Below are 24,846 nucleotides of genomic sequence, written 5' to 3' on the forward strand. Positions count from 1 at the left end.
AAAAAAAGGGCCGCATCCCTAAGGATGCAGCCCCTTGTTCGAACCACTTCTGAAATCAGGCGAGTTCACCCTCAAGCCACGCCTTGATCCGGCCCTTGGGCTCGGCGCCGATCTTGGTCGCGGCCGGGCTGCCGCCCTTGAACAGGATCATGGTCGGGATGCCGCGTACGCCATAACGCGCCGGCGCATCGGGATGGTCGTCGATGTTGAGCTTGGCGATCGTGACCTGTTCGCCCAGCTCTTCCGAGATTTCCTCGAGGCTCGGCCCGATCATCTTGCACGGCCCGCACCACTCGGCCCAGAAATCGACCAGCACCGGCTTGTCGGAATCGAGTACGTCCGCCTGGAAGCTGTCGTCACTGATATGCTTGGTTGCCATGAGAGAATCTCCTTTAACCCCGAATGTAGGCGCGGCGTGGCGGTTGCTCAACGGGTCTGGCCCTAGCTTTGCTCCATGCCGACAAAGCCCGGCTTGTGGACAGTCAGCACGTCGGACAGATCGAAGAGGCGCGGCGCCGCGGTGTAGAGCAACGCCGCCTCGATGCGCCGGCCGGGGAAGATCACCCGCAACGCCTCGGCATAGGCCGCCATCTGGCGCAGGTGGAACACCGGCACTTCGTCGAGCCCCAGCGGCACGCGTCGCCCGGTCTTGAAATCGATCACGCGGACGCGGTCGGGCTCGACCAGCAGGCGGTCGACGGTTCCCGCAATCACGTACCCGCCAGGCACGACCGCCGAGATGGGCGCCTCGCCAAGCGAATTGGCGCCGAACAGATCACCGTGCGCGGGGTCATCGAGCACCGCCAGCACCGTCGCGATCAACTCGCTTCGCATGGCCGCGTCGGCGACCTGACCCACCGTCGACAGCCAGCGATCGGCGGCCGCCGCGCGACGATCGCGCGCCAAGGCAGGCAGTCGCTCGAACAGGGCGTGGATCAACCGACCGCGTTCGGCGGCTGTCCGCATCGCAGCCGATGGTGGCGGATCGGATACATCGTCCTCGCCCACCGACGACGGCGCGAGCGGTCGTGGCGGCCGCGCCTCGACCGGGGCAGGCTGGAATGCCCAATCGGGCAAAGCGCTCGTGCGCGTCTCCGCGGTGCGTGAAGGCCGCGGCCGCACCGGTGGTTGCGGATCGTGTCCGGCGAACGACCGGCGTGGCCCCTCTTCGCGTTCCGCCGTGCCCAGCGCGGCAAGCGCCGCTTCCGCTGCCGCATACCAACTATTCTCGGAGGGCACGCCTTTCGAGCGCGCTCCCAGCGACCCCGCTATCTCCAATCTTTCCTCGGCGCGCGTCGCGGCGACGTAGAACAAACGCCAATGCTCGGCGAGTTCGCGCGCGTCCGCGGTCGTGATCGCCTCGGCCAATACCCCGGACCGTTGTTCCTTGCGTGGGCGGAACACCGGCAGCTTGACGTGCTGGTCTGCCTGCCAATCGAGCGTCGATCGCGGCCGCGCCTCCGGATCGGCGGTGGCGTCGGCCAGGATGACCAGCGGCGCCTGCAGCCCCTTGGCGCCATGCGCGGTCATTACGCGAACCGCGTCGAGCGGCTGCGACGGATCGCGAACGATCTCGACATCGCCACGGTCGAACCAGTCGAGGAAGCGCTGCAACGACGGGATCGCGACGCGCTCGAACTCGAGTGCTGCATTGAGCAATTCGTCGATCGGATCGCGCGCTTCCTGCCCCAACCGCCGGATCAGGTTTCGCCGTCCGTCGAGCGGTCCCGTCAGCATTTCCTCGAGAAAGACGTAGGGCGTGGTGAAATCCGCGCGCCGCAGCATCGCGGCGAGCGGTGCGATCCGCTCGGCCGGCTGGGTCGCCTGGAGGTGTGCCCAAAGCCCACCGCGCCGCTTCATCGCCGCGTGCATCAGGTCTTCCTGGCTCCAGCCGATCAGCGGCGACACCAACAAGCTGGCGAGTGCGAGATCGTCCTGCGGCTGAAGCACGAACCGGATCGCGGCGAGCAGGTCCTGCACCGCCAGCGGCGCGGTCAATCGCAAACGGTCGACGCCCGCGACCGGCACGCCCTCCGCATAGAGCCGAGCGACGATCAACGACGCGAGTTCGCCGCGTCGCTTGACGAGGATCATCACGTCTTCCGGACGGAGCGGCCGTCCCTTGCTCTCCAGGATCAGCGGGTCGTTGGGGTCGAGCCACGCCTTGACCTGCGCGGCGATCCGCGTCGCATGCGCACGCACCGCGTCGGCGACCCAGCCCTCCTCGCCTTCATCTTCCTCGCCAGCCAAGGTGGGCGCCCACAGATTGACCTGCCCCGGCCCCTCTACCTTGCTCGAATGCCGTTGGTTGTCGTCGACTCCCAGCCCGCCGCCCGGGAGCACGCCGATCGCGGCGTCGATGAAATCGAGGATCGGTTGGGTCGAGCGGAAGGAAGAGGTCAGTGCGAGTTGCTCGAACGGCGTCGGTTCGATTTCGCTGATATCGCTCTTCACCTCGGCGAGGTCGCGAAAGTGGCGTTCGGCCCAGCGGAAATTGAGCGGATCGGTGCCCTGGAAGCCGAAGATCGCCTGTTTATAGTCGCCGACGGTAAAGAGCGTCCGACGCTTATCGCCGCGCGAGCCGAAGCCGGAAAAGAAGTCGCTCGCGATTGCGTCGACGATTTCCCATTGCCGCAAATTGGTGTCCTGCGCCTCGTCAATCAGGACATGATCGGTCGCCTGGTCGAGCTTGAAGCGAACCCAGTCGCCCATCCCGTCCTGGCGCAACAACGCGACCGCGGCGTCGATCAGATCGTCGAAATCGACCGCGCCGATCCGGCGCTTGGCGGCACGGTAAGCGAAGGCATAGTCGCGCCCGACCGCGAGCCCGGCAGCCAGCAGATCGGCATAATCCGCCAGATGGCGCATCTGGATCAGGCGCGAGACCTGCTCGTGGAAATCGGCCGCGATCGCCGCGTAATCCTCGTCCTGCGGCGCCTGTCCCTTGGCGAACGAGCGCAACTCACCGTCCTGCCGTGCCCAGACGCCGTGCAGTTCGTCGAGCGTCGCAGCCCGCTGTTCCGCATTCTTCGTCAGCCAGGTGGCAATGATGTCGGCACGCGCAAGTCCATTCTTGGTGCCCCAAGCCTGATTGAGGTCGCGCAAATGCTCGAGCAGGTCGTCGTCCAGCTGGGCGCAGCCATCGGTAATCGCCGCCTCGACATCGTCCACCCCGATCAGCGCGCGCCGGACATAGGGACCGACGCCCTCGCCCATCGGCAGCGCCGCCATCGCCGCCGGCGCTCGGGCGCAGGCACGCAGGAAAGCCTCCGCGCCCTCTTCACCCAGCCTCAAGCTCAGGGCGCCAACCGCGCGCACCGCGCCGTCGCGTCCTTCGCGCTCGGCATCGACCAGCAATTGCGCCAGCGTCTCGCGCGCCAGCGCCGATTCCTCGCGGGCCTCCAGCGGCCGGAATCCCGGCGTCAGCCCCGCCTCGACCGGGAAGGCAGCGAGCAGCGACTGGCAGAAGCCGTGGATGGTCTGGATGCGTAGCCCGCCGCCCGGCGCGTCGAGCACTTTGGCGAACAGGGTCCGTGCCCGCGCGATCAGCGCCGGGGTGGCGCGCTCGCCCAGCGAGGCGAGATCTGCCCGGATGTCGGCTTCGGACGCGCGCACCCAGCGCGCCAGCCGCTGGTTGATCCGCCCCGCCATTTCCGCCGCACCCGCCTTGGTGAAGGTCAGGCACAGGATCGCGCCGGGATCGGTCCCGCCGAGCAACAGGCGGTAGACCCGTGCCGCCAGCACCTGGGTCTTGCCCGTCCCGGCGGAGGCAGCCAGCCAGACGTGCGACGAGGGATCGCTCGCGCGCGCCTGCTCGTCGACGAGCCGCGGGAGGATCGCGTCAGCGCTGCTCACGGCCATACCATTCGTCGCGGCGCATCAGCTGGTCGTAATCGCCGAACGGCGCGAATTCGGGTTTCAACTTGGCGGTGAACGGCGCCGCGCCGGTCAGCCACGCCTCGGCCGCCTCGGTGAAATTGCGCCGCGCCTCGGCGACGAATTCGTCGCCCGGGATCGGGTCCTTCTTCTTCGGATCACATGGCGAATCGACAAAGCCGAATCCGCCGGAGCGATTGCGAGCGAGCGACCAATATTCGAACGCTTCGGCCTTACCCGCCACCCCGGCGAACTTGCCCGCTTCGGCGATCATCCCTAGCAAGCCGAGCTGCAAGCTGAACCCCGCGCGCACTGCCGCGGTCGAGGGCGGTTGCCCGGTCTTGTAATCGACCACCACCAGTCCGCCATCGTTGAGCCGGTCGATGCGGTCGAATCGCCCCGACAATTCGACGCCCGCGAGCTGCAGCGTTCCTTTGCCCTCGACCGCCAGGATAGACCGCTCGCCCGCACGATCCGAGACTTCGCGCGCGATCCAGTCGACCGCTTCGATCAGTCGCGGCCCCCACAAGGCGCGGATCATCGGATGCGTCCGCACGTCGCCCAGCAAGGCCTCGGCGCGCGGGCGCAAGGTCTCCGGATTGGCGCCGTCTTCGCGAAACCAGGTTTCCAGGATCGCATGGACCTGATTGCCGCGCCAGGCGGGGCTTGGTTCGGCATCTACCGGATCGATCGCACCCAGCCGCAGCATGCGGCGTGCGTAAAAGGCGTACGGGTCGGCCTTGAGCCGATCGACCTCGGTCACCGAGATCTGGCGCGGCCGGTCTTCAACGGCGGGCGCCGGCTCGGGCCGCGAAGCCGGCTCGTGCACGCCGGGATTGTCGATTGACGCCGCCCACGTCGCGAGATCGGGGTCGCGGACGAAGCGATCCCCCGCGAGAGCTTCGAGCCGCAGCCAGAAGCGCGACGCCAACGTCGGCGACCGCCCGTCCCTGCGCGCGCGTGTGATCAGTACTTCCGGCGCGCCTAGCGCGTTGGCGAAATCGTGCGCCGCGACGCCGATCCCGCGATCGAGCCCCGGCAACCCCAATTCGGCGCGGATGCGCGGCGCCAGCCACGGATCCGGCGCGGCGATCGCCGGCCACGTTCCCTCATTCAAACTGCCCAGGATCGTCAGGTCCGCGGTCTGTAATCGCGCCTCGATCAGGCCGTAGATCGCCAGGCGGGGATGGCCGCCCTGCGGCGGACGGATCGCAACTTCCTCCATCAAGGTCCGCAGCAGCGGCGCGACGCTGGCTGGATCGACCAATGCCGGTCCATCCGCCGCGCGCAACTCGAGATCGGCGAGCAATTCGGCCGCCGCGCGGCCCGCCGGCCCCGCCCAGACCGCGAAACCGCACAGGGCCTCGGCCGTCTCGCGCAAGGTCGCGATCATCGCCGCCAACGGTTGGTCGCCATCGCCGAAACAGCGCGCCAAGGGTTCGAGCAGCCCGCGCATTTCCGGCCAGACCTGGCGCGCCGCCGCGCGGATCGGCGCCTCGCGCTCGTCGCCGTCGAGCAAATGCGCATCGACTCCCGCCAGCCCTGGTGCGGGACGCGGCCCGCGCAACGCACGGTCGAGAGCGCGCACGCCGTCGAGCCACAAAGTCCGCGGCTCGCCGCTCTGGACGAGGGGGTGCTTGAGCAGTGCCAGCAACGCCAGCGGCGCAAAGTCCTGCGCCGCGGCCTCGGCCAGCATCGTCAGCAACGTCCCCGGCGCACGCGTCGCGAGCGGGCGGCCTGCGGTATCGTCGACATCGATCCCCCAGCGCGCGCAATGCGCCGCGACGCGCTCCGCCAGCGTCCGGTCGGGCGTGACCAGGGCAGCGGTACGCCCCTCGACTTCCAGGGCGCCACGCAACGCCAACGCGATCGCCTGCGCCTCGTCAGCCGGGGTCGCCAGCTCGACCGCGCGTATCCCGGTCAGTCGCCGGTCCGGGGCCTCCAGGTCGGTCCATTTGCCGGTGAAGTCGGCGGGCGCGAAGGCGTTGGCAATCGCCTTGCCGCGCGCGACGGAGGCATCGTGATCGCTGCCTTCGCGCCAGACGCTCACTTCGCCACGCCCCGCGCTCATCCGCTCGAGCAGCAGCTTCAACTGGAATTGCGGATGGGTTTCGATCGACCGCGCCTTGAACCCGCTGGCATCCGGCTCATGCGGCCCGAGCGCGTCCCATTCCTCCACCGGCATCGCGGTGGCGAGATCCTGGAAGACGACCAATCCCTCGTCGAGCTCTGCGACACGCCGCAACAAAGTCGCCACGGCCGGCGCCGGATCGGTGATGCCAGCGGCACAGACGAAGCCGGTGGGCGGCGTCTCTTTCCACCGCGCGGCCAATCGGCGCAGCATGATCGCACGCCGCGTCGCCGCATCCATCGCGCCCAGCCGCGCCAACTCCGCCGGCCAGCGGTCGCTCACGATACGGAACAGGTCGAGCGCGCGCTCCCAATGGCTGGTCAATTCGCGCGCAACGTCGAGCTCGACGAGTTTCGTCGCCGCGACTTCCTCGACCAGCAACTGGTCGAGCGTCCGCGCCAGCGCTCCGGCCAGTCGCACGGCTTCGTCGGCGGCTATCGGTTCGCCCCGGCGCGCGCGCTCCTCGCTGACCAGCCTAGCCAGGATCATCCGTCGCGCCAGTGGATCGACCGGCGGTGGCAACGGCTCCAGGTCGTCGGCCGGATCGAGCATCGCGCCGGCCGCCTCGTCGAGCGCGGGATCGCCGATCGTCACCAGCCGGGGCAGCAACAGCCCACCGCCGCTCGCACGGACGAAGGCGTCCTGCACCGCGCGACGACCGCGATTATTGGGCAGGAGAATCAGCCCGCGCGCGACTCGCATCGGATCGCCGCCAAACCGCTTCATCAGCCCGGCGACGAGCGCATCGGCAAAGGCTCGCTGCGCCGGAATCGTGTAAAGCGCGAGGCCGCGTTGAGAGGTCGAACTCATGACCGCCAATCAACTACCACAGCGAGCAACGCCAACCCGACATTGAAATAGGCGCGTCTGTGCCTGAGCATTCAACCGTCACCCCGGCCTTGTGCCGGGGTCCAACGCGCCTCTCCGGAAGTCAGCCGTTTGTGCACCTTGGATGCCGGGACAAGCCCGGCATGACGGCACGAGCGTGGGCGATAAGCCCGCTCCCTAAGCATCGATCAGAAGCGCCTCGGTCTTGGCGATGGCCGGCGGCGTGCCGACGTCGAACCACAATCCCTGATGGACGAAACCATAAGCGCGCCCGGCTTCGATCGCGCGGTTCCAGAACAGGTTGGTCGAGAACGGCCCCTCCGGCCAATCTTGGATCACGCGCGGTGACAGAATCTGGACGCCGGTATAGACGAACGGCGCCACCCTGCCCGGCTTGCGGCGCCCGGTGATACGGCCATTGGCGTCGAGGTGAAAATCGCCCAACCCGCCATGGTTGTGCGCGCGCGCCAGCGGTACCACCAGCAACAGCGCGTCCATCAGGTCGTCGTCCCAGCGTGACGCGAGCAGCTTGATCGTGTCAGCCGGTCCATCGACCCATAGATTGTCGGCATTGGCGACGACGAACGGCTTGTCGCCGATCAGGTCGCGCGCCTTCACGATCCCGCCGCCGGTTTCCATCAACTGGTCGCGTTCGTCGGAGACGACGATATCGACGCCCTTCACCCGGTTCTTGAGGTGCGCTTCGAGCGCGTCGGCGAGATAATGGACGTTGACCACCGCGCGCTTGATGCCCGCTGCGCGCAGGCGGTCGAACACGTGATCGAGCAGGGTCTGCCCGGCGACCTGGATCAGGGGTTTGGGCCGCGTAGCGGTCAGCGGACGCATGCGTTTGCCGATGCCGGCCGCCATCACCATCGCGGTTTCGGGAACTGTCCCGCCCGGATCCGGCCGCAGCGACAGCGTACGTTTCGGGGTGCGTTTCGCGGTCATGCGCGGGCGATCTCCATCGGGTCGCCGCGCTGGTCGGCCGGGATATTGGCGTCGAACCACTTTTTGACCGGCGCCAGTGCTGGATGGGCGAGATCGCGGTTGAGATAGCGCCATACGCGCGGGCACATCGCCGGGTAGCGTGGCTTGCCGTCGCGCCGCCACAGGCGGGTGAAGATGCCGACGATCTTGGCGTTCCGCTGCGCGCCGAGCACATGATAAGCGGCGTCGAAATCGTCGCCGGCACCGGTCACACGACGGTAGCGGGCGAGCATCGCCGCTTCGATCTCGGGCTCGACATCACGCCGCGCGTCCTGCAGCAGCGAGACCAGGTCATAGGCCGGATGCCCGGCCAAGGCGTCCTGGAAATCGAGCAGGCCAAGCGCCTCGGTGCCGCCGATCAACATCAGGTTCTCGGCATGATAATCGCGCAGCACGGTCACCGGCTCGGCCGCCAGCGCATGGTCGAACACCTCACCCCATGCTTTGGCGTAACCGTCGGTATCGACCGTCAAGCCGATCGCCGGGCAATACCATTCGGTAAGCAAATCGGCTTCGCGCTGCAGTTCCTTGCGGTCATAGGGGCGCCACGGGCCGGCGGGTTCGCCGCGCAAGCGGATCAGGATGTCCACCGCTGCCTCGTACATCCGCAACAGGCTTTCGGGCGCCGCATCGACCGTCTCGCGCATCCGGGCGTCGCCGAAATCCTCGATCAGCACCAACCCTTGTTCCAGGTCGGTGCCGAAAATCACCGGAGCGGGGAATCCCCGCGCGACCAGCCATTGGGCGACCTCGATGAACGGACGCGGATCCTCATGCGGCGGTGGCGCATCCATCAGGATCGCGCTGCGGCCGTGATCGGCAACGCGGAAATAGCGGCGAAACGAGGCGTCGCCGGCGAGCGGCAGCACATCGCCCTCTCCCCAGCCCAGTTTGGCGAGGAAATCGGCGGTCCCCGCCGGTGGATTCATGTCAAGGGCCATCGCCCCTCCCATGCCGTGGGCACGGTTGCTGTCAAGCGGCGTCCGCCATCGGGTGCGAAGTCCAAGGTCAATGCCAAGGCGTCGGGCCATCGGTCGGGCGCGCGCTCCGGCCATTCAATCAGCAGAACCGAGTCCTCGCGCGCTTCGTCGAGCCCGAGTTCGTCGAGTTCCTCGACATGCTCGATGCGGTAGAGGTCGACATGCATCACCGGCAGCCGCGTCTCGGGCGGCGCGTACGGCTGGACGATCGCGAAGGTCGGCGACGGCGCTTCCTCTTCGAGTCCCAAGGCGCCGAGCAAGCCGCGAGCTATACTCGTCTTGCCGGCACCAAGAGGGCCGGATAGCGTAATAACATCACCGGGTCGGACGACCGCCGCCAAGCGTGCACCGAATGATTCGGTCGCCGCTGCGTCCGGCAGGATCATCAAAAGCCGCTCAGCAGCATGTCGATCGCGTTCATGATCGCGTCCTGCTGCTCGCTCAGATTTGCCACGCGGCGTCCAAGCTCGCTGACGGATACGGCTGTCATGAGCGGTGTCATCATGATCATTTCTTCATCGGCGATCTGGAATATCGGGTTCAGTCTGTCGATCCGTCGCCTGATCGCGTCGGGCGGCACCAGCGGCACGACCAATCGCGTTTCGACATAGTCCAACCAATCCGTCTGGCAGTCTAGCAACAGCGGCTCACCCGCTCGTTTGTAGACGTCGAACCTTGCCATCAGAACATGCGGTATTTGGCCAGCGGAAGCCCATGTTCGCGTACAAATTCGTTATAGGCTTCCATGGCGTCACGATTCTCTTCGATCCAACGCCTGCGACGTTCTTCGCGCACCACACGGTCGAGCCCTTCCTCGCAGGCGCGCGAAATGTTGATATCGAGCGCGCGTGCTTCCTCCACCAGTTCGGCGTCGAGTGACACGTTGGTTGGACGCCGGAATGCGGAACGATCTTCGCGGACTCGGGCCATCACAACCTCCTATGCGCATAAGTTATGCGCATCAAATTTGTAACGCAAGCTATCGCGGCAGCTCGACGATCAGCAGCGTTCCCTCACCGGGCTCGGACAGCAACTGGATCGTCCCGCCATGCGCCTCGGCGAATTGCCGCGCGATCGGCAGGCCGAGCCCCAGCGCGCGGTCGTCGTCGCGTGCCTGGTGCCCACCGAAGCGATCGAACGCATGCTCGATCGCGTCGGGCGTCATCCCCGGTCCATCGTCCGACACGACGATCCGTGCCGTCCGGACATCGCCATCGGTATGGAGCAGCACGCGTCCGCCCTCCCCGATCCCGCCGACGGCATGGCGCAGCAAATGCTCGATCATCTGGCGCAACTTCTTGGCGTCGCCTTTCACCATGCCGGTAGACGGCGCGACCTCGATCGCGAAATCGACTTTCTTGCGCTTGGCGATCGGCGCGATCGTCTCCGCGGCGTTGTAGGCTGTGGTTTCCAGATCGACGCTGAGGCGCTCGATTCTGTTCTGATCGGCCTCGGTCAGATCGAGCACGTCGTCGACCAGCGCCGCCAGCCGCGCGACCGATTCGAGGATGGCGTCGACATAGCCGTCGGCTTGTTTGGTAAGCTTGCCGGCATAGCCCTCGCCCAGCATTTCGGCGAAGCCCTGGATCGACGTCAGCGGGGTGCGCAATTCGTAGCTCATGTTGGCGACGAACGCGGTCTTGACCTGATCGGCCGCTTCCAGCGCCTCATTGCGGTCGCGCAGCGCCTGTTCGATGTGCCGGCTGTCGGAGATGTCGAGCATCGTGAACAGCGCGTTGCCGTCGGGCAGCGGCACGCCGGCGAATTCGAAATGGCGCCCGTCGGCGAACGCCACCCGGCCGCCGCGCTGTTGCCGGCCGACCGCCGCCGAGCGCACGATCTCGGCGATGACGCTGGCTCGGCTCGGTTGCGCGAGCCGCGCCGCCCCCTTTTCGACCAGCGCGTCGATCCGGGGATGGCTGGTCAGGAACTCCTCATCGAATTCCCACAGCTGGCGGAATTTGTTGTTCCAGATCTGCAAGCGGCCATCGCCCGCGAACACGCCCAGCGCCTCGAACAGATTGTCGAAGGTGGCGGTGCGGACGCGGAGCAGGGTATCGCGCGCACTGGCAAGCTGGACCTGCTCGGTGCGGTCCTCGAAGATCAGTAGCAGGCCGCCGTCGGGCAGCGGATTGCCCACCAAACGCAGGTGCACGCCGCCCGGCAGGGTCCAGGTTTCCTCGATCGCGCCGGTCGCCGCCAGGAACCAGTCGCGGCGCTCCGCTTTCCAGCCGGGGAAATCGCGCACCTCGGGGAGGCGATTCGCCTCGCGCATCCGTTCGAGCACACGGTCGAATTCGGGGCGATCGGCGAGCCATTCGCTGCGCATCGCGAACATGCGCTGGAACGACTGATTGCAGAAAGCGAGGCTACGGTCAGCGGCGAATTGCGCGACGCCCGCCGACAGTCGATCGAGCATCGCGCGCTGCGCGTCGGAGAACCGCTTCAGCCCGCCCCGCGCTTGTTCGAGATCCTCGATATCGATGGCGAACCCGGCGACGCCCCCTGGCGGTGCCGGCAGCGGCACGTCGTGGATACGGAGCATGCGCCGCGCGCCGCCGATCGTCGCCGGCATCGACTGGACGTTGGGGCGATCGGTATCGCGCGCGACGAGGGCGCTGGCCAGCGGGCCACCGATCCCCGATCCCTCGATCAATTCGACTTGGCGCGCCACGACATCCTTGGCATCGCTCGCTTCGACCGCGCGGACATAGGCCGAATTGACCATCGCCAGCCGCATGTCGGGCCCGCGATACCACATCGGCAGCGGCGCGGCCTCGATCAGGCCGCGCAACGCCGCGAACGCCTGGCCAAGGTCAGCGGCCTCGTCACGCAGCTGCCCGATCTGCGCCTGGCTTTCGGTGGCGTCGAAGAACCACACGACCACGCCGCCGGGCGACCCCACTTCGCGCGGCGCGCGCTGACCACGCACCGCAAGCATGCGCGTCGAGCCCTGGGGGCGGATCGTCAGCGTGAATGGCTCACCGGCCTTTTGTGCCGCGGTAACAGCGTCGCCGAACAGTACAGCGTCCTCGCTCGTCAAGCCCGCGCCTGGCGAGACCAGTTCAGCAAGATATTTGGGCGCCGGCACCAGTCCCAGCCAGTCGGCCAACCGATCGGGCAATTCAAGCCGGCCATCGGCTCGCACCACCATCGCCAGTGCCGGGGCGGACGCCAACAGCGCGTTCAGCTTGTCGTTGCCTGCCAGCGTCGCCGCGGCGGCCGCGCGGGCGCGCAATCCGGCGTACAGAATCCAGCACGTCGCGACGATCGCCAGAGCGAGCGCCGCCCCGACAAGGCCGAGGGTCGTCGTCGACACCATCAGAAACGGCCCCCGATCATCACCAGTTCGACTAATCCCGTTCGCGCTTCACCCGTCGAGCGCCTGCATCTTCGTAGAGAGAAGTGCAGGCATTCGACAAGCGGGACCCGAACGGGATCGGGCCGATCACAGCAATATCAGCGATAACAGACCTTCTTGACCGTCTCGACGACCTTGGCGGCCGAAATCAGCGCGAGCTTTTCCAGGTTCGCGGCATAAGGCAGCGGCACGTCTTCGTCGGTCACGCGCAGCACCGGCGCGTCGAGGTCGTCGAACCCCTCCTCCATGACGAACGCCGCCACTTCGGACGCGATCGAGCAGGTCGGCCAGCCTTCCTCGACAACCACGATGCGGTTGGTCTTGGCCAAACTCTTGAGCACGGTCTGGCGATCGAGCGGACGCAAGGTGCGCAGGTCGACCACTTCGGCCTCGATACCTTCCTTGGCGAGCTCGTCGGCGGCTTCCAGGCTGATACCGACGCCGATCGAGTAACTGACGATCGTGACATCCTTGCCCTCGCGCATGATCCGCGCCTTGCCGATCGGCAGGACCCAGTCATCGACCTGCGGCACCTCGAAGGTTCGGCCGTAGAGCAGCTCGTTCTCGAGGAAAACGACCGGATCTTCGCTGCGGATCGCCGCCTTGAGCAGACCCTTGGCGTCTGCCGCATCGTACGGCGCGATCACGATCAGGCCGGGGACGCTGGCATACCAGGGGCCATAATTCTGCGAGTGCTGCGCGCCAACCCGGCTGGCAGCGCCATTGGGACCGCGGAACACGATCGGGCAGCGCATCTGGCCACCCGACATGTAATTGGTCTTGGCCGCCGAATTGATGATGTGGTCGATCGCCTGCATCGCGAAATTGAACGTCATGAACTCGACGATCGGGCGCAGGCCGCCCATCGCCGCGCCGGTGCCGACGCCGGCGAAACCATATTCGGTGATCGGCGTGTCGATCACCCGCGTCTCGCCGAATTCGTCGAGCAGGCCCTGGGTGACCTTATACGCGCCCTGATACTGCGCGACTTCCTCGCCCATCACGAAGACGCGCTCGTCCTTGCGCATTTCCTCGGCCATCGCGTCCCGCAGCGCCTCGCGCAGCGTCAGTTTGACCATCGCGGTGCCGGCGGGAACCTCGGGATCGGCAACTTCGGCATCGTGCTTGGCAGCCTCGAACATCTGGCGCGCACCGGTTTCGACCAGATGCGGCTCCGGCGTGCCGCTCTCGGCGGCTTGTTCCTGCTTCTCTGGCTCGACTGCCTTGTCTTCAGCCGCCGCGGGGGTCGGTGCCTTCGACACTTCCTCACCTTCGACCGCCAGGGTCGCGATGACCGTACCGACCTTCACATTGTCGGTGCCCTCGGCGACCAGGATCTGCGCGATCGTGCCTTCGTCGACCGCCTCGAACTCCATCGTCGCCTTGTCGGTTTCGATCTCGGCCATGATGTCGCCGGATTTGACCGTGTCGCCTTCCTTGACGAGCCACTTGGCGAGCGTGCCTTCTTCCATCGTCGGCGACAGTGCCGGCATCTTGATCTCGATCGCCATCTCAGTACGACTCCACCAGCACGTCGGTATAAAGCTCGCCCGGTTCGGGCTCCGGCGTCTGCTCGGCGAAGTCCGCCGCCTCGTTCACCTGCTTCCTGATCGCGGCTTCCGCCGCTTTCAGCTCGTCTTCCTTCACGCCCAGCTTCTCGAGCAATTGCTTGGCATGCTCGATCGGATCGGATTTGTCGCGAACCGCCTGGACCTCCTCACGGCTGCGATATTTGGCCGGGTCGGACATCGAGTGGCCACGATAGCGATAGGTCTTCATCTCGAGGATCAGCGGCCCCTTGCCGGCGCGGACCCAGGCAAGCGCCTCTTCCGCCGCCCCGCGGCACGCCAGTACGTCCATGCCGTCGACCTGGATGCCCGGGATGCGGAAGCTTTCGCCGCGGCGATAAAGCTGGTCCTCGGACGAGGCGCGATTGACGCTGGTGCCCATCGCATATTGGTTGTTCTCGATCACATAGATGATCGGGAGCTTCCACAGCTCGGCCATGTTGAACGATTCGTAGACCTGGCCCTGATTGGCCGCGCCATCGCCGAAATAAGCGAGGCAGACGCCGCCATCGTTCGAATATTTGTGCTTGAAGGCGAGCCCGGTGCCCAGCGACACCTGCGCGCCGACGATGCCGTGCCCGCCGTAGAACTTCTTCTCGGTCGAGAACATGTGCATCGAGCCGCCCTTGCCCTTCGAGATGCCGGCGGCGCGACCGGTGAGCTCGGCCATGATCACCTTGGGGTCGATGCCGTAAGCGAGCATGTGGCCGTGATCGCGATAGCCGGTGATCACGCTGTCCTTCTCGCCGTCGAGCGCCGACTGCAGGCCAACCGCAACTGCTTCCTGCCCGATATAGAGATGGCAGAAGCCGCCGATGAAACCGAGCCCGTAGAGCTGGCCCGCTTTCTCCTCGAAGCGGCGGATCAGCAGCATCTGTTTGTAGAGTTCGAGCAGTTCCTCCTTCGACGCCTTATAGAGTTCGGGCTCGTCGGGGCGCTCGCGATTGACCTTGGGGGGTTCGCTTTTCGCGCGTGCAGGGGCTTTTGCCACGATGGGGAAACCTCGTTTCCGTAGGGGAGAAAGCGCGGCCTATAGGCCGGGTATGCGACAGGTTTCAATCGTGCGCTGCGCTATTGTCGATCCGCACGATAACTTCATAACCAACAAGCAACACCACGGTTGCGGAATACGAGGCGCTCCGCTTAAGGCGAGCCAGATGTTCCCCGCCGACCATCCCTTTCATATCGCCAATTTTCGCGCCTATTGGCTGTCGCGTTTCGCCGGGACCGTCGCGCTTTCGGCCATGTCGATCATCATCGGCTGGCAGGTCTATAGCATCGCGCGAGACGTTCATCACCTCAGCATCAAGGAAGCGACCTTCCTGCTCGGCATGATCGGGGTGGCGCAGTTCGTGCCGCTATTCCTGCTGACGCCGATCGTCGGACTGGTCGCCGACACGTTCGACCGCCGCTGGATCGTCCGGTGCACCACTGCGCTGCTCGTCGCGACGACGGTGATGCTCGGCACGCTGACCTGGCTTCACGCGCTGAGCTTGCCGATGCTGTTCCTCGCCGCCGTGATGATCGGCTTGGCGCGCGCCTTTGCGGGTCCGGCCTATTCAGCGCTCGCCCCCAATCTCGTCCCGCGCGAGGTGCTGCCGACCGCGATCGCGGTCAGCTCGATCGCCTGGCAGGTCGGCGTGATCATCGGTCCCAGCCTCGGCGGCTTCCTCTACGCGATCCATCCCGATGCCGCCTACGGCACGTCGACCGCGCTCTTCCTCATCGCACTCGGGATGATTTTCCTGATCGGCAAGGTGCCCCAACCGCAGGCGCAAGCCGATCATCGCCCGCTTCATCGCATCGTCGAGGGCTTTCGCTACGTTCGACGTAACCGGCTCGTCTTGGCCTCGATCACGCTCGACCTGTTCGCGGTGCTGCTCGCGGGCGCGACGGCATTGCTGCCGGTATTCGCGCGCGACATCCTGCACGTCGGGAGCCAGGGTCTCGGCCTGCTCGCCGCGGGCATGGGAATCGGCGCAACCTCCACGGCGTTATTCTTCTCCTTCCGTCCCATGAAGACCAATGTCGGGCTCAAGATGCTGATCGCGGTTGTGGTCTTCGGACTCGGCATCCTGACTTTCGGCACCGCGCATCTGATCCTGCCGAGCCACGCTTTCTACCTCGCTTTGGCCGGCCTGATCGTCGCCGGCTGCGCCGACATGGTCTCGGTCTATGTCCGGTCGTCGCTGATCCAGCTCCATACACCCGACGAGATGCGCGGGCGGGTCAGCGCGGTGTCGCAGCTCACCATCTCCGCCTCGAACGAACTGGGTGAGGCCGAAAGCGGGCTGCTCGGCTCGCTTTTGGGGCCGGTCGGCGCGGTTGTGTTCGGCGGGATCGGTTGTATCGTCATTACGATCCTCTGGTCGCGGCTGTTCCCCGAACTCAGGCTTGCAAAGTCGTTCGACCCGCCCGAAATCCTCGAAGCGTCCCCCGAACATGGAGTCATCACGCCATGAAGGCCAACACCATCCTGGAAACGATCGGCAACACCCCGCACATCCGCGTCCAGCGGCTGTTTCCCGGGAGCGAGGTGTGGATCAAGTCCGAGCGCTCGAACCCCGGGGGCTCGATCAAGGACCGAATCGCGCTCGCCATGGTCGAGTCGGCCGAGCGCGACGGCAAGCTCAAGCCAGGCGGCACGATCATCGAACCGACCAGCGGCAATACCGGCGTCGGGCTGGCGATGGTCGCGGCGGTCAAGGGCTACAAGATCATCCTGGTGATGCCCGAATCGATGTCGATCGAGCGGCGCCGTCTGATGCTCGCTTATGGCGCAACCTTCGACCTCACGCCGCGCGAGAAGGGCATGAAGGGCTCGATCGAGCGCGCGCTCGAACTGATCGAGCAGACGCCCAATTCGTGGATGCCGCAGCAGTTCGAAAATCCTGCCAATATCGACGTGCATGTTCAGACGACTGCTGAGGAAATCCTCCGCGATTTCGCCGATTCGCCGATCGATGTGCTGATCACCGGGGTCGGCACCGGCGGACACATTACCGGCGTCGCCGAGAGACTGAAGAAGAGCTGGCCGAACCTCAAAGTCTATGCCGTCGAGCCCGATGCCTCGCCGGTCATTTCGGGCGGCCAGCCGGGTCCGCATCCAATCCAGGGGATCGGCGCGGGCTTCATCCCCGCCAATCTCCACACCCAGGTCCTCGACGGCGTGATCAAGGTCGATGCCGGCATCGCCAAGGACATGGCACGCCGCGCCGCGCGGGAGGAAGGCATGTTGGTCGGGATCAGTTCGGGCGCGACGCTCGCCGCGATCCTGCAGAAACTCCCCGATCTTCCCGCAGTCACCCGCGTGCTCGGGTTCAATTACGACACCGGCGAACGCTATCTGTCTGTGCCCGACTTCCTGCCCGAGAGCTGAGCAGCCCGGCGCAGGAAAGACCCGTTTCGGGAACAAAACCGGCCTTCGGGGTTTTGGCAGCGGACGCTTTGCGCTAAGGGCCTGCGCCCGCGCGGCTTTGCGCTGGCGCGTGCGCGCCCCCTCCACAGGTAGAAATTTGATCGACTCGCCGACCCGTTCCCCCTCGCTCGCGCTGCGCCTGATCCTGGGCGTGGTGGCGATCCTGCTGGTCGCGGTTCCTGTCGCGATCGTCACGATGATGCCGCACGTGCGTCCGGTTCCCAAGGGTGTGACGGTCCAGCCGCAGCGAGTCGTCCCCCCCACCGAATTGCCGCCGGTCGAGCCGGTTCAGTTCCAGTCGGTCGACCCTGACGACGCCAAGGCGTTCAACGCCAACGTCCCCTTCTCGCCTTTGCCCAATCCCGCCGCCCGTCCCTTCGTCTTTTCCGGCTCGACCGACGCGCGGCTGCGCGCGATCGACTGTCTGGCAGTCGCCCAACTCTACGAAGCGGGCGACGATACCGAGGGTGAGCGAGCCGTGGCGCAGGTTGTGCTCAACCGCGTGCGCCATCCAGCCTTCCCGAAGTCGGTGTGCGGGGTGGTGTTTCAGGGATCGGACCGCAGCACCGGCTGTCAGTTCAGTTTTTCGTGCGACGGCGCGCTGACCCGCTGGCGGCCCAGTCCGGCAGCCTGGAAGCGGGCGCGTGAGGTGGCGATCGCAGCATTGAACGGCTCGGTCTACGCCAAGGTCGGCTATGCGACGCATTACCACACCGATTGGGTGGTGCCTTATTGGAGCGCGAGCCTCGACAAGATCGCCGCGGTCAAGACCCACCTGTTCTTCCGCTGGACCGGTTGGTGGGGAACGCCCGCCGCCTTCCTCAAGACGGTTTCGGGATCCGAGCCGAACATCGCCGCCTTGGGCGGCCTGTCGAGCGCGCATATCGGCGAGGTCGACGTCGCCAACGTCAATCCAGCCGAGATCAACGGCGCGCCGACTGCCGGAGATGCGGCCGGCTCGCCTCTGTCGATCGATCCCAACAGCTTCCTCGTCACGCTCGATGCCCGCGCCGGTGCGGACTCCTTTCCCGCGGTCGCAACCAAGGCATGCGGCGCGCGCGATTATTGCAAGCTGATGGCCTGGACCGACAAGGCGCACACCCCGGCCAATCTGCCGCTCGGCCAGGCGCAGATCGCGACGATGTCGTTCAGCTATCTGCGCGACAAGGCCCATGGCTATGAAAAGGCATTGTGGAACTGCGCGCAATTCAAGCGTGCGTCCAAGGGCGAATGCATGAAGCTCCAGGTGCTGGGCTTGCCGCAGACGACGACTACGCCGCCGCCGGGCACACGCCCCCTCACCCCGCCGCCGGTCACCGGCACGCCCCCGGGCAAGCCGGGCGCGGCGCCGCCCACCATGACCTTCTCGGTGAAACCGACCGCGGCGACCTTGCCCGATGGGCTGAATGGGCTGCGCCGCAAGCCGGCCGACGCTGTTCCCGCGCCCAAAGCGGCGGCGACCCCGGCACCGCGTCCGACCGCCTCGCTGCCCGAGCGACCTTAACCCCTATCCGCGCGAGAGCGCTGCCCGACCGCCGCTGCGCATCGGGATCGCTATCCACGAGCGCAGCCCAAAAAACACCCGAGCCGTTGGGGCCTGACGTTTTCCCATCGAGCTAAGGCGCGCGCCCGCCCGGAACATCGAGCGCCTCCCAGTCATTTCATCCCTAGAATGATGTTGGACGCGATCCGCAACGTCATTCCTTTTGGGGCGTCATGAACGACGCGGCGATGGAACAGGCATCGCCGCGGGCGCGAGTTGCTTATGTTAGGGCCCTTGAGGAATGCATGATCTAACGTCGAACATAGAATCGTTGCGCGTGCGGCACGTACAGGCCGATCGAAGCTATGCCGCTCTGTTCATCGCTCTATCCGTCGTTCTCGCCCAATTGTCGTTGTTCGTTCACCCGGCGGGGTTCGCCGGCGGACCGAGCGACGATCAGCAATATCTCGACATAGCGCTTGGCTGGTATGCGCACGGCCCACAAATCGGCATGTCGCATTGGGCTCTGCGCCACCCGTTGATCCTGTCGATCACCGGCATCTTCCACCTGTTCGGCCCGTCAATCGACTCGCTGCTGCTGGTACCGCGATTGTTCTACGCGTTGTTCGTCGGCGTGACGGTGGCAACGATGCTGCGGCTGGCCGGGCCCCGTGCAGCTGCGATCTGGCTGGTGCTGGTGATCCTGTCGCCCGTGATCCACGCAATGGGCACCAGTTGTTTTCCCGAAATGGTCGAACTTGCGTTCAGCGCCACCTCGATCTGGGCATTTCTCAATGCCCGCCGCTCGACCGGCGGCGCCACGCTTGGTTGGTCACTCCTCTCGGGGCTGATGCTCGGCTGCGCGGTGCTGACGCGAGAGACGGCGGCGTTCGTGCTGCTCTTCTATGGCTGGGCTTTCCTACGCGACCCCGCAATGTCGCGGCGCGCCTACCTCTTGCTCGGCCTCGGCTTCGCGTTGCCGCTGTTGGTCGACAATGCCTGGCTATGGGCGATGACGGGGGACCCGCTCTATCGCCTGCACGTCGACAAGCATCACGTTCTCATCGCCAGCGATCACATGGTCGGCAAAACCTATGCCGGCAGCCCGTTCCTCAACCCCGATCTGGCCAGCCGGTGGATTCCGGCGGGGCCGACGCGTCTGCATTGGGCGATCAATCCGCTGGGTGATTTCCTGATCGATCCCGCGTTCGGCTTTGTCATCCTGGGGTGGGCGCTCAGCGCGCTGCCATTCTTCCGCGATCGCGCGTTTCCGCGGCCCAGGATATCGACCCTGTTGCTGCTGCTGTTCGCGATCGCCAGCTATGTGACCATCACCTGGGTGTTCACGCTGCGACCACAGCCGCGCTATTATCTGTTCGTCGTAGCCGCCGCGACGATCGGCTTCGCGCTCTATCTCGACGCCACGCTGGTGATCCCCAGGCTGCGGCGGCGTGCATCCATATTGCTCGGCCTGGTCCTGCTGGGTAGTAGTATAACCATTGCCGTTGCGCCCGACCAAAGCTGGCAAGCGAAGCTGGTCGTGCCCTATATGGCCGCGCATCCCGGACAATATAGCGCGGAGGACCACGTCGTCGGCCGGGCATCCTATCCACTGGCGCGTCTGGGCATGGCAGGCAAGTTGACCACGGCCGATCCGGCGGTCGGCGACTATCGTTTCCGCCTGATCAGCAGTGCCATGTTCGACGGGTCGGCGCCGTTCCCGCACGATCCCGATTATCGAGAGATCGCCTATCTCGACCGGCCCTCGCCATGGCTGCTGTTGCTGGTGCGCCCACATTTCCGCACCGGAATCCTTGTCGAACAACGGATACGCTAGTTATTCCCCTCTCCCGCTTGCGGGAGAGGGAGGGGCCCGCCGCGAAGCGGTGGGAGGGTGAGGGTCTTCTTCCTTCTCTTTCGACACGTGCTCGGAAGAAGAAGGAAGAAGACCCTCACCCAACCTCTCCCGCAAGCGGGAGAGGAGCTTAGAAGCAAGGCAGCGATCGCTGGACAAGTCGCGCGGATCGTGCTGCCAATGGCCTCATCTCTCGCCCGCCACCGAAATACGGATACCTCTTTTGCATACGAAATTCGATCGGCGATCCTTTATCGCGATGACCGGAATGTTAGCGCTCCCTGCACGGGCGTGGGCGGAGCCGGAATCGACGATCACCATCGGCGCGCCCGGAACCGAGGGCGTAACTGTCCCGGAAGATTTCCTCGGCCTGAGCTACGAGACGCCGCAACTCTACAACCCCGCGTTCTTCTCCCCCCGCAACCAGGCGTTGATTGCGGCTTTTCGCGAGATCGCGCCACACGGCGTGTTGCGCTTTGGCGGCTCGCTCAGCGCGTATAGCCGATGGCGGCGGCCCGGGGCCGATTTCGGCAGCGTGAAAGAGGAAAGCGCGATCGCCACGCAACGCAATTGGGAATGGAAGCTGCTTGATCCGCCGCTGACGCATCCCATCGCCGGCGCGATCACGCCAGAGGCATTGCGGTCGCTGCGCGGCTTTCTCGACGCGACCGGTTGGCGGTGCATTTACGGCCTCAATTTCGGATCCGGGACGGTCGCCCGCGCCATCGACGAAGCCGACTATGTCCATCGGATTCTCGGCCCGCGCCTATTGTGCTTCCAGCTCGGGAACGAGGCTGATTTCTGGGCCGGCAACCCGCTCCTTCGCGGCAAGGATTATTCCTTCGACCTTTATTGGGACGAGTATCGATCCTTTGTCAGCGCGATCCGTGCGCGGGTTCCGAATGCACCCTTTGCCGGCCCGGACGTGGCGATCAATCTCGATTGGCTGGCGCGGTTCGCCGAGCGTGCGCGTGGCGACGCGCTGTTCTGCAGCGGCCATTATTACGGCATGGGTCCGGCATCGGATCCGCGGATGGACGCGCGCAGACTGCTCGCCAACGGCAATGAGAAGCTGATCCAGGAGATGGCCGCGGTTGAGCAGATCACGACGCGGACAGGGATGCGGTTCCGCATGACCGAGGGCAATTCGTGTTTCGGCGGCGGCAAAGCGGGCGTTAGCGACGCCTTCGCGTCCGCGCTCTGGGGATATGATTACGCCCTGCGGACCGCCAGTGCGGGCTATCTCGGCATCAACCTTCATGGTGGCGGCGAAGGCCTCTATACGCCGATCGCGTCGGGCCCATCCGGTCCGGTCCTGCGCCCGCTGCATTACGGCATGGCGTCGTTCGCGCCGTTCCTCGGCACTCGCCTACAAGCTTGCCCGATCGCCGAAGCGCTGAATGCGACCGCCTATCTGGCCGAAAGCGGCCGGACCCGACTGCTGGCGATCGTCAACAAGTCCGGCACGCCGGTTTCGATCCGGCTCGCGGACATGCTCGGTCTCTCGACCATGCCGAGTTCCGGGCGCCTGCTGTCGGCGCCAACCCTCGACGACAAGGCGCATACTCGGATCGAACCGATCACGCCGAGCAGCGCGTCCCTGCCGACGATTCCGCCCTATTCAGCGCTTACGCTGCGATGGGACCGAACCGCCTGACCTGTCGCAGGGCGGCCGCTCAAGCCGCGGCGAACATCTCCGGCGGCAAGGCCATCAGCGCCTCGGCCCCGCTCTCGATCTTGCGGCGCAGCGCACCGGCATCGGGCATGATGCGCTCGGCATAATAGCGCGCGGTGGTCAGCTTGGCGTCGAGGAACGCGGCGTCGCCCTCCCCCGCTGCCTTCAGCTTCGCCGCGGCGGCCGCCATCCGCAACCACATCAACCCGACCGCGACGATGCCCATCAGATGCATGTAGCTATGGGCACCCGCGCCGACATTGTTGGGGTTGGTCATGCCGTTCTGCAGGAACCACATCGTCGCGGCCTGCAATTCGCCATTGGCCTTTTCCAGCCGTGCGGCGAAATCGGCGGTCGCCGGATCGGCTTTCGCCGCCGCGACTTCCTCGCCGACCACCTTGAACAGCGTCTGCACCGCGCGGCCGCCATTGGCGGCGAGCTTGCGACCGACCAGATCCATCGCCTGGATACCGTTGGTACCTTCGTAGATCATCGAGATGCGGGCATCGCGAACATATTGCTCCATGCCCCATTCGCGGATGTAGCCGTGCCCGCCATAGACCTGCTGCGCGTTGGTCGCGATGTCATAGCCCTTGTCGGTGCCATAACCCTTGATCACGGGAGTCAGCAGCCCGACCAGATCGGCGGCGAGCAGCCTTTCCTCCTCACTCGCCGCGGCATGTTCGAGATCGACCTGCAGCGCTCCCCACAAGCAAAGCGCGCGCAACCCCTCGGTCAGCGCCTTCGCGTCCATCAGCATGCGCCGCACATCGGGGTGGACGAACAGCGTGTCCGCCTTCTCATTGGGTTCGGCCGGGCCGGTCAGCGCTCTGCCCTGGCGGCGGTCGTGCGCATATTGGACGGCATTCTGATAGGCGGTTTCGGCGACCGCGAGGCCCTGCAGCCCCACGCCCAGCCGCGCGGCATTCATCATGATGAACATCGCGGCCAGGCCTTTCATCTCATCACCGACCAGCCAGCCCTTGGCGCCATCGTAATTCATCACGCAGGTCGAATTGCCGTGAATGCCCATCTTGTGCTCGATCGACCCGCAGCTGACTGCGTTGCGCTCACCGAGCGAGCCATCGTCGTTGACCATGATCTTGGGCACCACGAACAACGAAATGCCCTTCGAGCTGTCGGGCGCACCCGGCGTCTTGGCCAGCACCAGGTGAATGATGTTGTCGGTCAGATCGTGCTCGCCACCGGAAATGAAGATCTTGGTCCCGCTGATCGCATAGGATCCGTCGGCCTGCGGCTCCGCCTTGGTCCGGATCAGCCCGAGGTCGGTACCGCATTGCGGCTCGGTCAGGTTCATCGTGGCGCCCCACTCGCCCGACACCATCTTCGGCAGATATTTCTGCTGCTGCTCGGGGCTTCCCTTCGTCAGGAGGGCAGCGATCGCGCCATGGGTCAGACCGGGATACATGGCGAACGCCATGTTCGAGGAGATCATGAATTCCTGGAAGGCGGTCGAGACGACGTGCGGCATCTCCTGCCCGCCGAACGCCGCCGGTGCGCTGAGCGTGCCCCAACCTGATTCGACGAACTGCCGATAGGCTTCCTTGAAGCCCTTGGGCGTCGTCACGCTGCCGTCGTCATGGCGCGTACAGCCCTCCAGGTCGCCCGACTGGTTGAGCGGGAACAGCACCTCGGCGACGAACCGTCCGCCCTCTTCGAGCACCGCGTCGACCGTTTCGGGCGTCGCATTCTCGAAGCCAGGCAGGTTGGCGTAACGCTCGATCCCGAGCACGTGGTCGAGCACGAAGCGCGTATCGCGCACCGGGGGCGTGTATTGCGGCATGATCAGTCCTTCTGGTGGTCGGCGCGCGAACCTTGCTCGAGCAGCGCGATGAAATCGTTGAGTTCGGCGATGGCGGCGTCGATGTCGCGCTTTTGCTGGTGGAGCAGCTCGACGCGATCCTTGCAGCGGTCGATCGTGCGCTCGCGCTGGGTGCGGCGGCCGTCGCCGATGTCGTATAAATCGATCAGTTCGCGGATCTCGGTCAGCGAAAAGCCGACCCGCTTGCCGCGCAGAATCCAGGCAAGCCGCGCGCGATCGCGATGCGAATAGATGCGCTGCGTCCCACGCCGTTCGGGCGAAATCAGCCCTTCATCCTCATAGAAACGCAGCGCACGAGCGGTGACGCCGAATTCAGCCGACAGGTCGGAAATGGTGAAGCTGTGCCGGTCGTGGAGCGGCTCGATCGGGGCATAGGACGAAACCCAGGGCATGGCCCTTTTTACCCTTGCTTGACGTTAACGTCAAAGGGGGTTGTGCGGTCATTTGCCGGGCGCGCAGAGCATTCTGCCTCTGCCGTCGCGCAAGGCCCCCGCTTCGGATGGCGAATCGCTCATCCGTTCGACGTTGAGCCCTGTCAGCGAGGCGCGGGGGGAGCATGCTTTCTGGCAGGCATCGGGCAACCGCCCGGGGAGAAGGATGCGGTCGCCCTCGAATCTCGCGTTGAAATTGCAGCCGGGGGCGTTGGCGAGTTCGACATGCAGAGTCTCGCCCGCGCGGGTCGCTTCACCCTGGCCGCTGCAATAATAAGTATCGCCATAATCGACATAGATGCCGATGCGGAACGCGGTCGCGCTCGGCACCACGCAGATGCGGTCACGGTCGCGCGTGTAGAGCCCGGTGGGGTCGGTATTGGCGGGATCGGCGACGATCCCCGCCT

General features: G+C 65.7%; 19 protein-coding genes. 5 read left to right on the top strand and 14 right to left on the bottom strand.

Annotated elements, in window-relative coordinates; genetic code table 11:
* Positions 1-55 precede the first annotated feature (55 nt).
* The 11 genes from trxA to pdhA all read right to left on the bottom strand — a co-directional run bounded on the left by trxA (position 56) and on the right by pdhA (position 14,725).
* Positions 56-379 carry a thioredoxin gene (trxA, locus tag SMA01S_RS21770; RefSeq protein WP_066827275.1) on the bottom strand — a complete coding sequence of 108 codons (324 nt, stop codon included), beginning with the start codon at positions 377-379 and terminating at the stop codon, positions 56-58.
* Between the two features lie 62 nt (positions 380-441).
* Positions 442-3,861, bottom strand: coding sequence for a double-strand break repair helicase AddA (gene addA / locus SMA01S_RS21775; protein ID WP_066827276.1), 3,420 nt, complete (start codon positions 3,859-3,861; stop codon positions 442-444).
* A complete protein-coding gene (gene addB / locus SMA01S_RS21780) occupies positions 3,842-6,817 on the bottom strand; it encodes a double-strand break repair protein AddB (protein ID WP_066827277.1) in 2,976 nt (991 codons plus the stop codon). Before addB ends, addA begins: the two co-directional genes overlap by 20 nt.
* A gap of 195 nt (positions 6,818-7,012) precedes the next feature.
* Positions 7,013-7,786 carry a nucleotidyltransferase family protein gene (locus SMA01S_RS21785; protein ID WP_066827279.1) on the bottom strand — a complete coding sequence of 258 codons (774 nt, stop codon included), beginning with the start codon at positions 7,784-7,786 and terminating at the stop codon, positions 7,013-7,015.
* Positions 7,783-8,754 carry an aminoglycoside phosphotransferase family protein gene (locus SMA01S_RS21790; RefSeq protein ID WP_174543180.1) on the bottom strand — a complete coding sequence of 324 codons (972 nt, stop codon included), beginning with the start codon at positions 8,752-8,754 and terminating at the stop codon, positions 7,783-7,785. The genes SMA01S_RS21785 and SMA01S_RS21790 overlap by 4 nt, the downstream gene beginning before the upstream one ends.
* Complete coding sequence (gene tsaE / locus SMA01S_RS21795; protein ID WP_066827283.1) at positions 8,751-9,191, bottom strand: tRNA (adenosine(37)-N6)-threonylcarbamoyltransferase complex ATPase subunit type 1 TsaE; 441 nt, start codon at positions 9,189-9,191, stop codon at positions 8,751-8,753. Before tsaE ends, SMA01S_RS21790 begins: the two co-directional genes overlap by 4 nt.
* Entirely contained in the window at positions 9,191-9,487 is a 297-nt protein-coding gene (locus SMA01S_RS21800) for a CcdB family protein (RefSeq protein ID WP_066827284.1), read from the bottom strand. Before SMA01S_RS21800 ends, tsaE begins: the two co-directional genes overlap by 1 nt.
* Entirely contained in the window at positions 9,487-9,735 is a 249-nt protein-coding gene (locus SMA01S_RS21805; protein ID WP_066587183.1) for a type II toxin-antitoxin system CcdA family antitoxin, read from the bottom strand. The genes SMA01S_RS21800 and SMA01S_RS21805 overlap by 1 nt, the downstream gene beginning before the upstream one ends.
* Positions 9,736-9,784: 49 nt before the next feature.
* A complete protein-coding gene (locus tag SMA01S_RS21810; RefSeq protein WP_066827285.1) occupies positions 9,785-12,127 on the bottom strand; it encodes a sensor histidine kinase in 2,343 nt (780 codons plus the stop codon).
* Positions 12,128-12,264: 137 nt separating this feature from the next.
* Positions 12,265-13,677, bottom strand: a complete 1,413-nt coding sequence (locus SMA01S_RS21815) for a pyruvate dehydrogenase complex E1 component subunit beta (RefSeq protein ID WP_066827287.1) — start codon at positions 13,675-13,677, stop codon at positions 12,265-12,267.
* Position 13,678: 1 nt separating this feature from the next.
* The gene (gene pdhA / locus SMA01S_RS21820) at positions 13,679-14,725 is read right to left on the bottom strand and encodes a pyruvate dehydrogenase (acetyl-transferring) E1 component subunit alpha (RefSeq protein ID WP_066827289.1); all 1,047 of its coding nucleotides are present in this window, start codon (positions 14,723-14,725) and stop codon (positions 13,679-13,681) included.
* Between the two features lie 166 nt (positions 14,726-14,891).
* Between pdhA and SMA01S_RS21825 the strand changes: the two genes are divergently transcribed.
* The 5 genes from SMA01S_RS21825 to SMA01S_RS21845 all read left to right on the top strand — a co-directional run bounded on the left by SMA01S_RS21825 (position 14,892) and on the right by SMA01S_RS21845 (position 22,147).
* Positions 14,892-16,196: an MFS transporter gene (locus SMA01S_RS21825; protein WP_066827291.1), complete on the top strand. Its 1,305-nt coding sequence runs from the start codon at positions 14,892-14,894 to the stop codon at positions 16,194-16,196.
* Positions 16,193-17,113, top strand: a complete 921-nt coding sequence (gene cysK / locus SMA01S_RS21830; RefSeq protein ID WP_066827293.1) for a cysteine synthase A — start codon at positions 16,193-16,195, stop codon at positions 17,111-17,113. The genes SMA01S_RS21825 and cysK overlap by 4 nt, the downstream gene beginning before the upstream one ends.
* A gap of 136 nt (positions 17,114-17,249) precedes the next feature.
* Positions 17,250-18,656, top strand: a complete 1,407-nt coding sequence (locus SMA01S_RS21835; RefSeq protein ID WP_245649387.1) for a cell wall hydrolase — start codon at positions 17,250-17,252, stop codon at positions 18,654-18,656.
* Positions 18,657-18,972: 316 nt separating this feature from the next.
* Positions 18,973-20,472, top strand: coding sequence for an ArnT family glycosyltransferase (locus tag SMA01S_RS21840; RefSeq protein WP_169804290.1), 1,500 nt, complete (start codon positions 18,973-18,975; stop codon positions 20,470-20,472).
* Between the two features lie 277 nt (positions 20,473-20,749).
* Entirely contained in the window at positions 20,750-22,147 is a 1,398-nt protein-coding gene (locus SMA01S_RS21845) for a hypothetical protein (protein ID WP_157094091.1), read from the top strand.
* A gap of 19 nt (positions 22,148-22,166) precedes the next feature.
* On the opposite strand, the gene SMA01S_RS21850 is transcribed toward SMA01S_RS21845, so the two are convergent.
* From SMA01S_RS21850 to SMA01S_RS24905, 3 genes are all read right to left on the bottom strand, one after another.
* On the bottom strand, positions 22,167-23,969 hold the full coding sequence (locus SMA01S_RS21850; protein ID WP_066827299.1) for an acyl-CoA dehydrogenase C-terminal domain-containing protein: 1,803 nt from the start codon (positions 23,967-23,969) through the stop codon (positions 22,167-22,169).
* 2 nt (positions 23,970-23,971) lie between these two features.
* Entirely contained in the window at positions 23,972-24,400 is a 429-nt protein-coding gene (locus SMA01S_RS21855; RefSeq protein WP_066827301.1) for a MerR family transcriptional regulator, read from the bottom strand.
* Positions 24,401-24,448: 48 nt separating this feature from the next.
* Positions 24,449-24,846: hypothetical protein (locus tag SMA01S_RS24905; RefSeq protein WP_066827307.1), on the bottom strand; the 398-nt coding region annotated here is incomplete at its 5' end.

Source organism: Sphingomonas mali NBRC 15500 (assembly GCF_001598415.1).
GTDB lineage: Bacteria > Pseudomonadota > Alphaproteobacteria > Sphingomonadales > Sphingomonadaceae > Sphingomonas > Sphingomonas mali.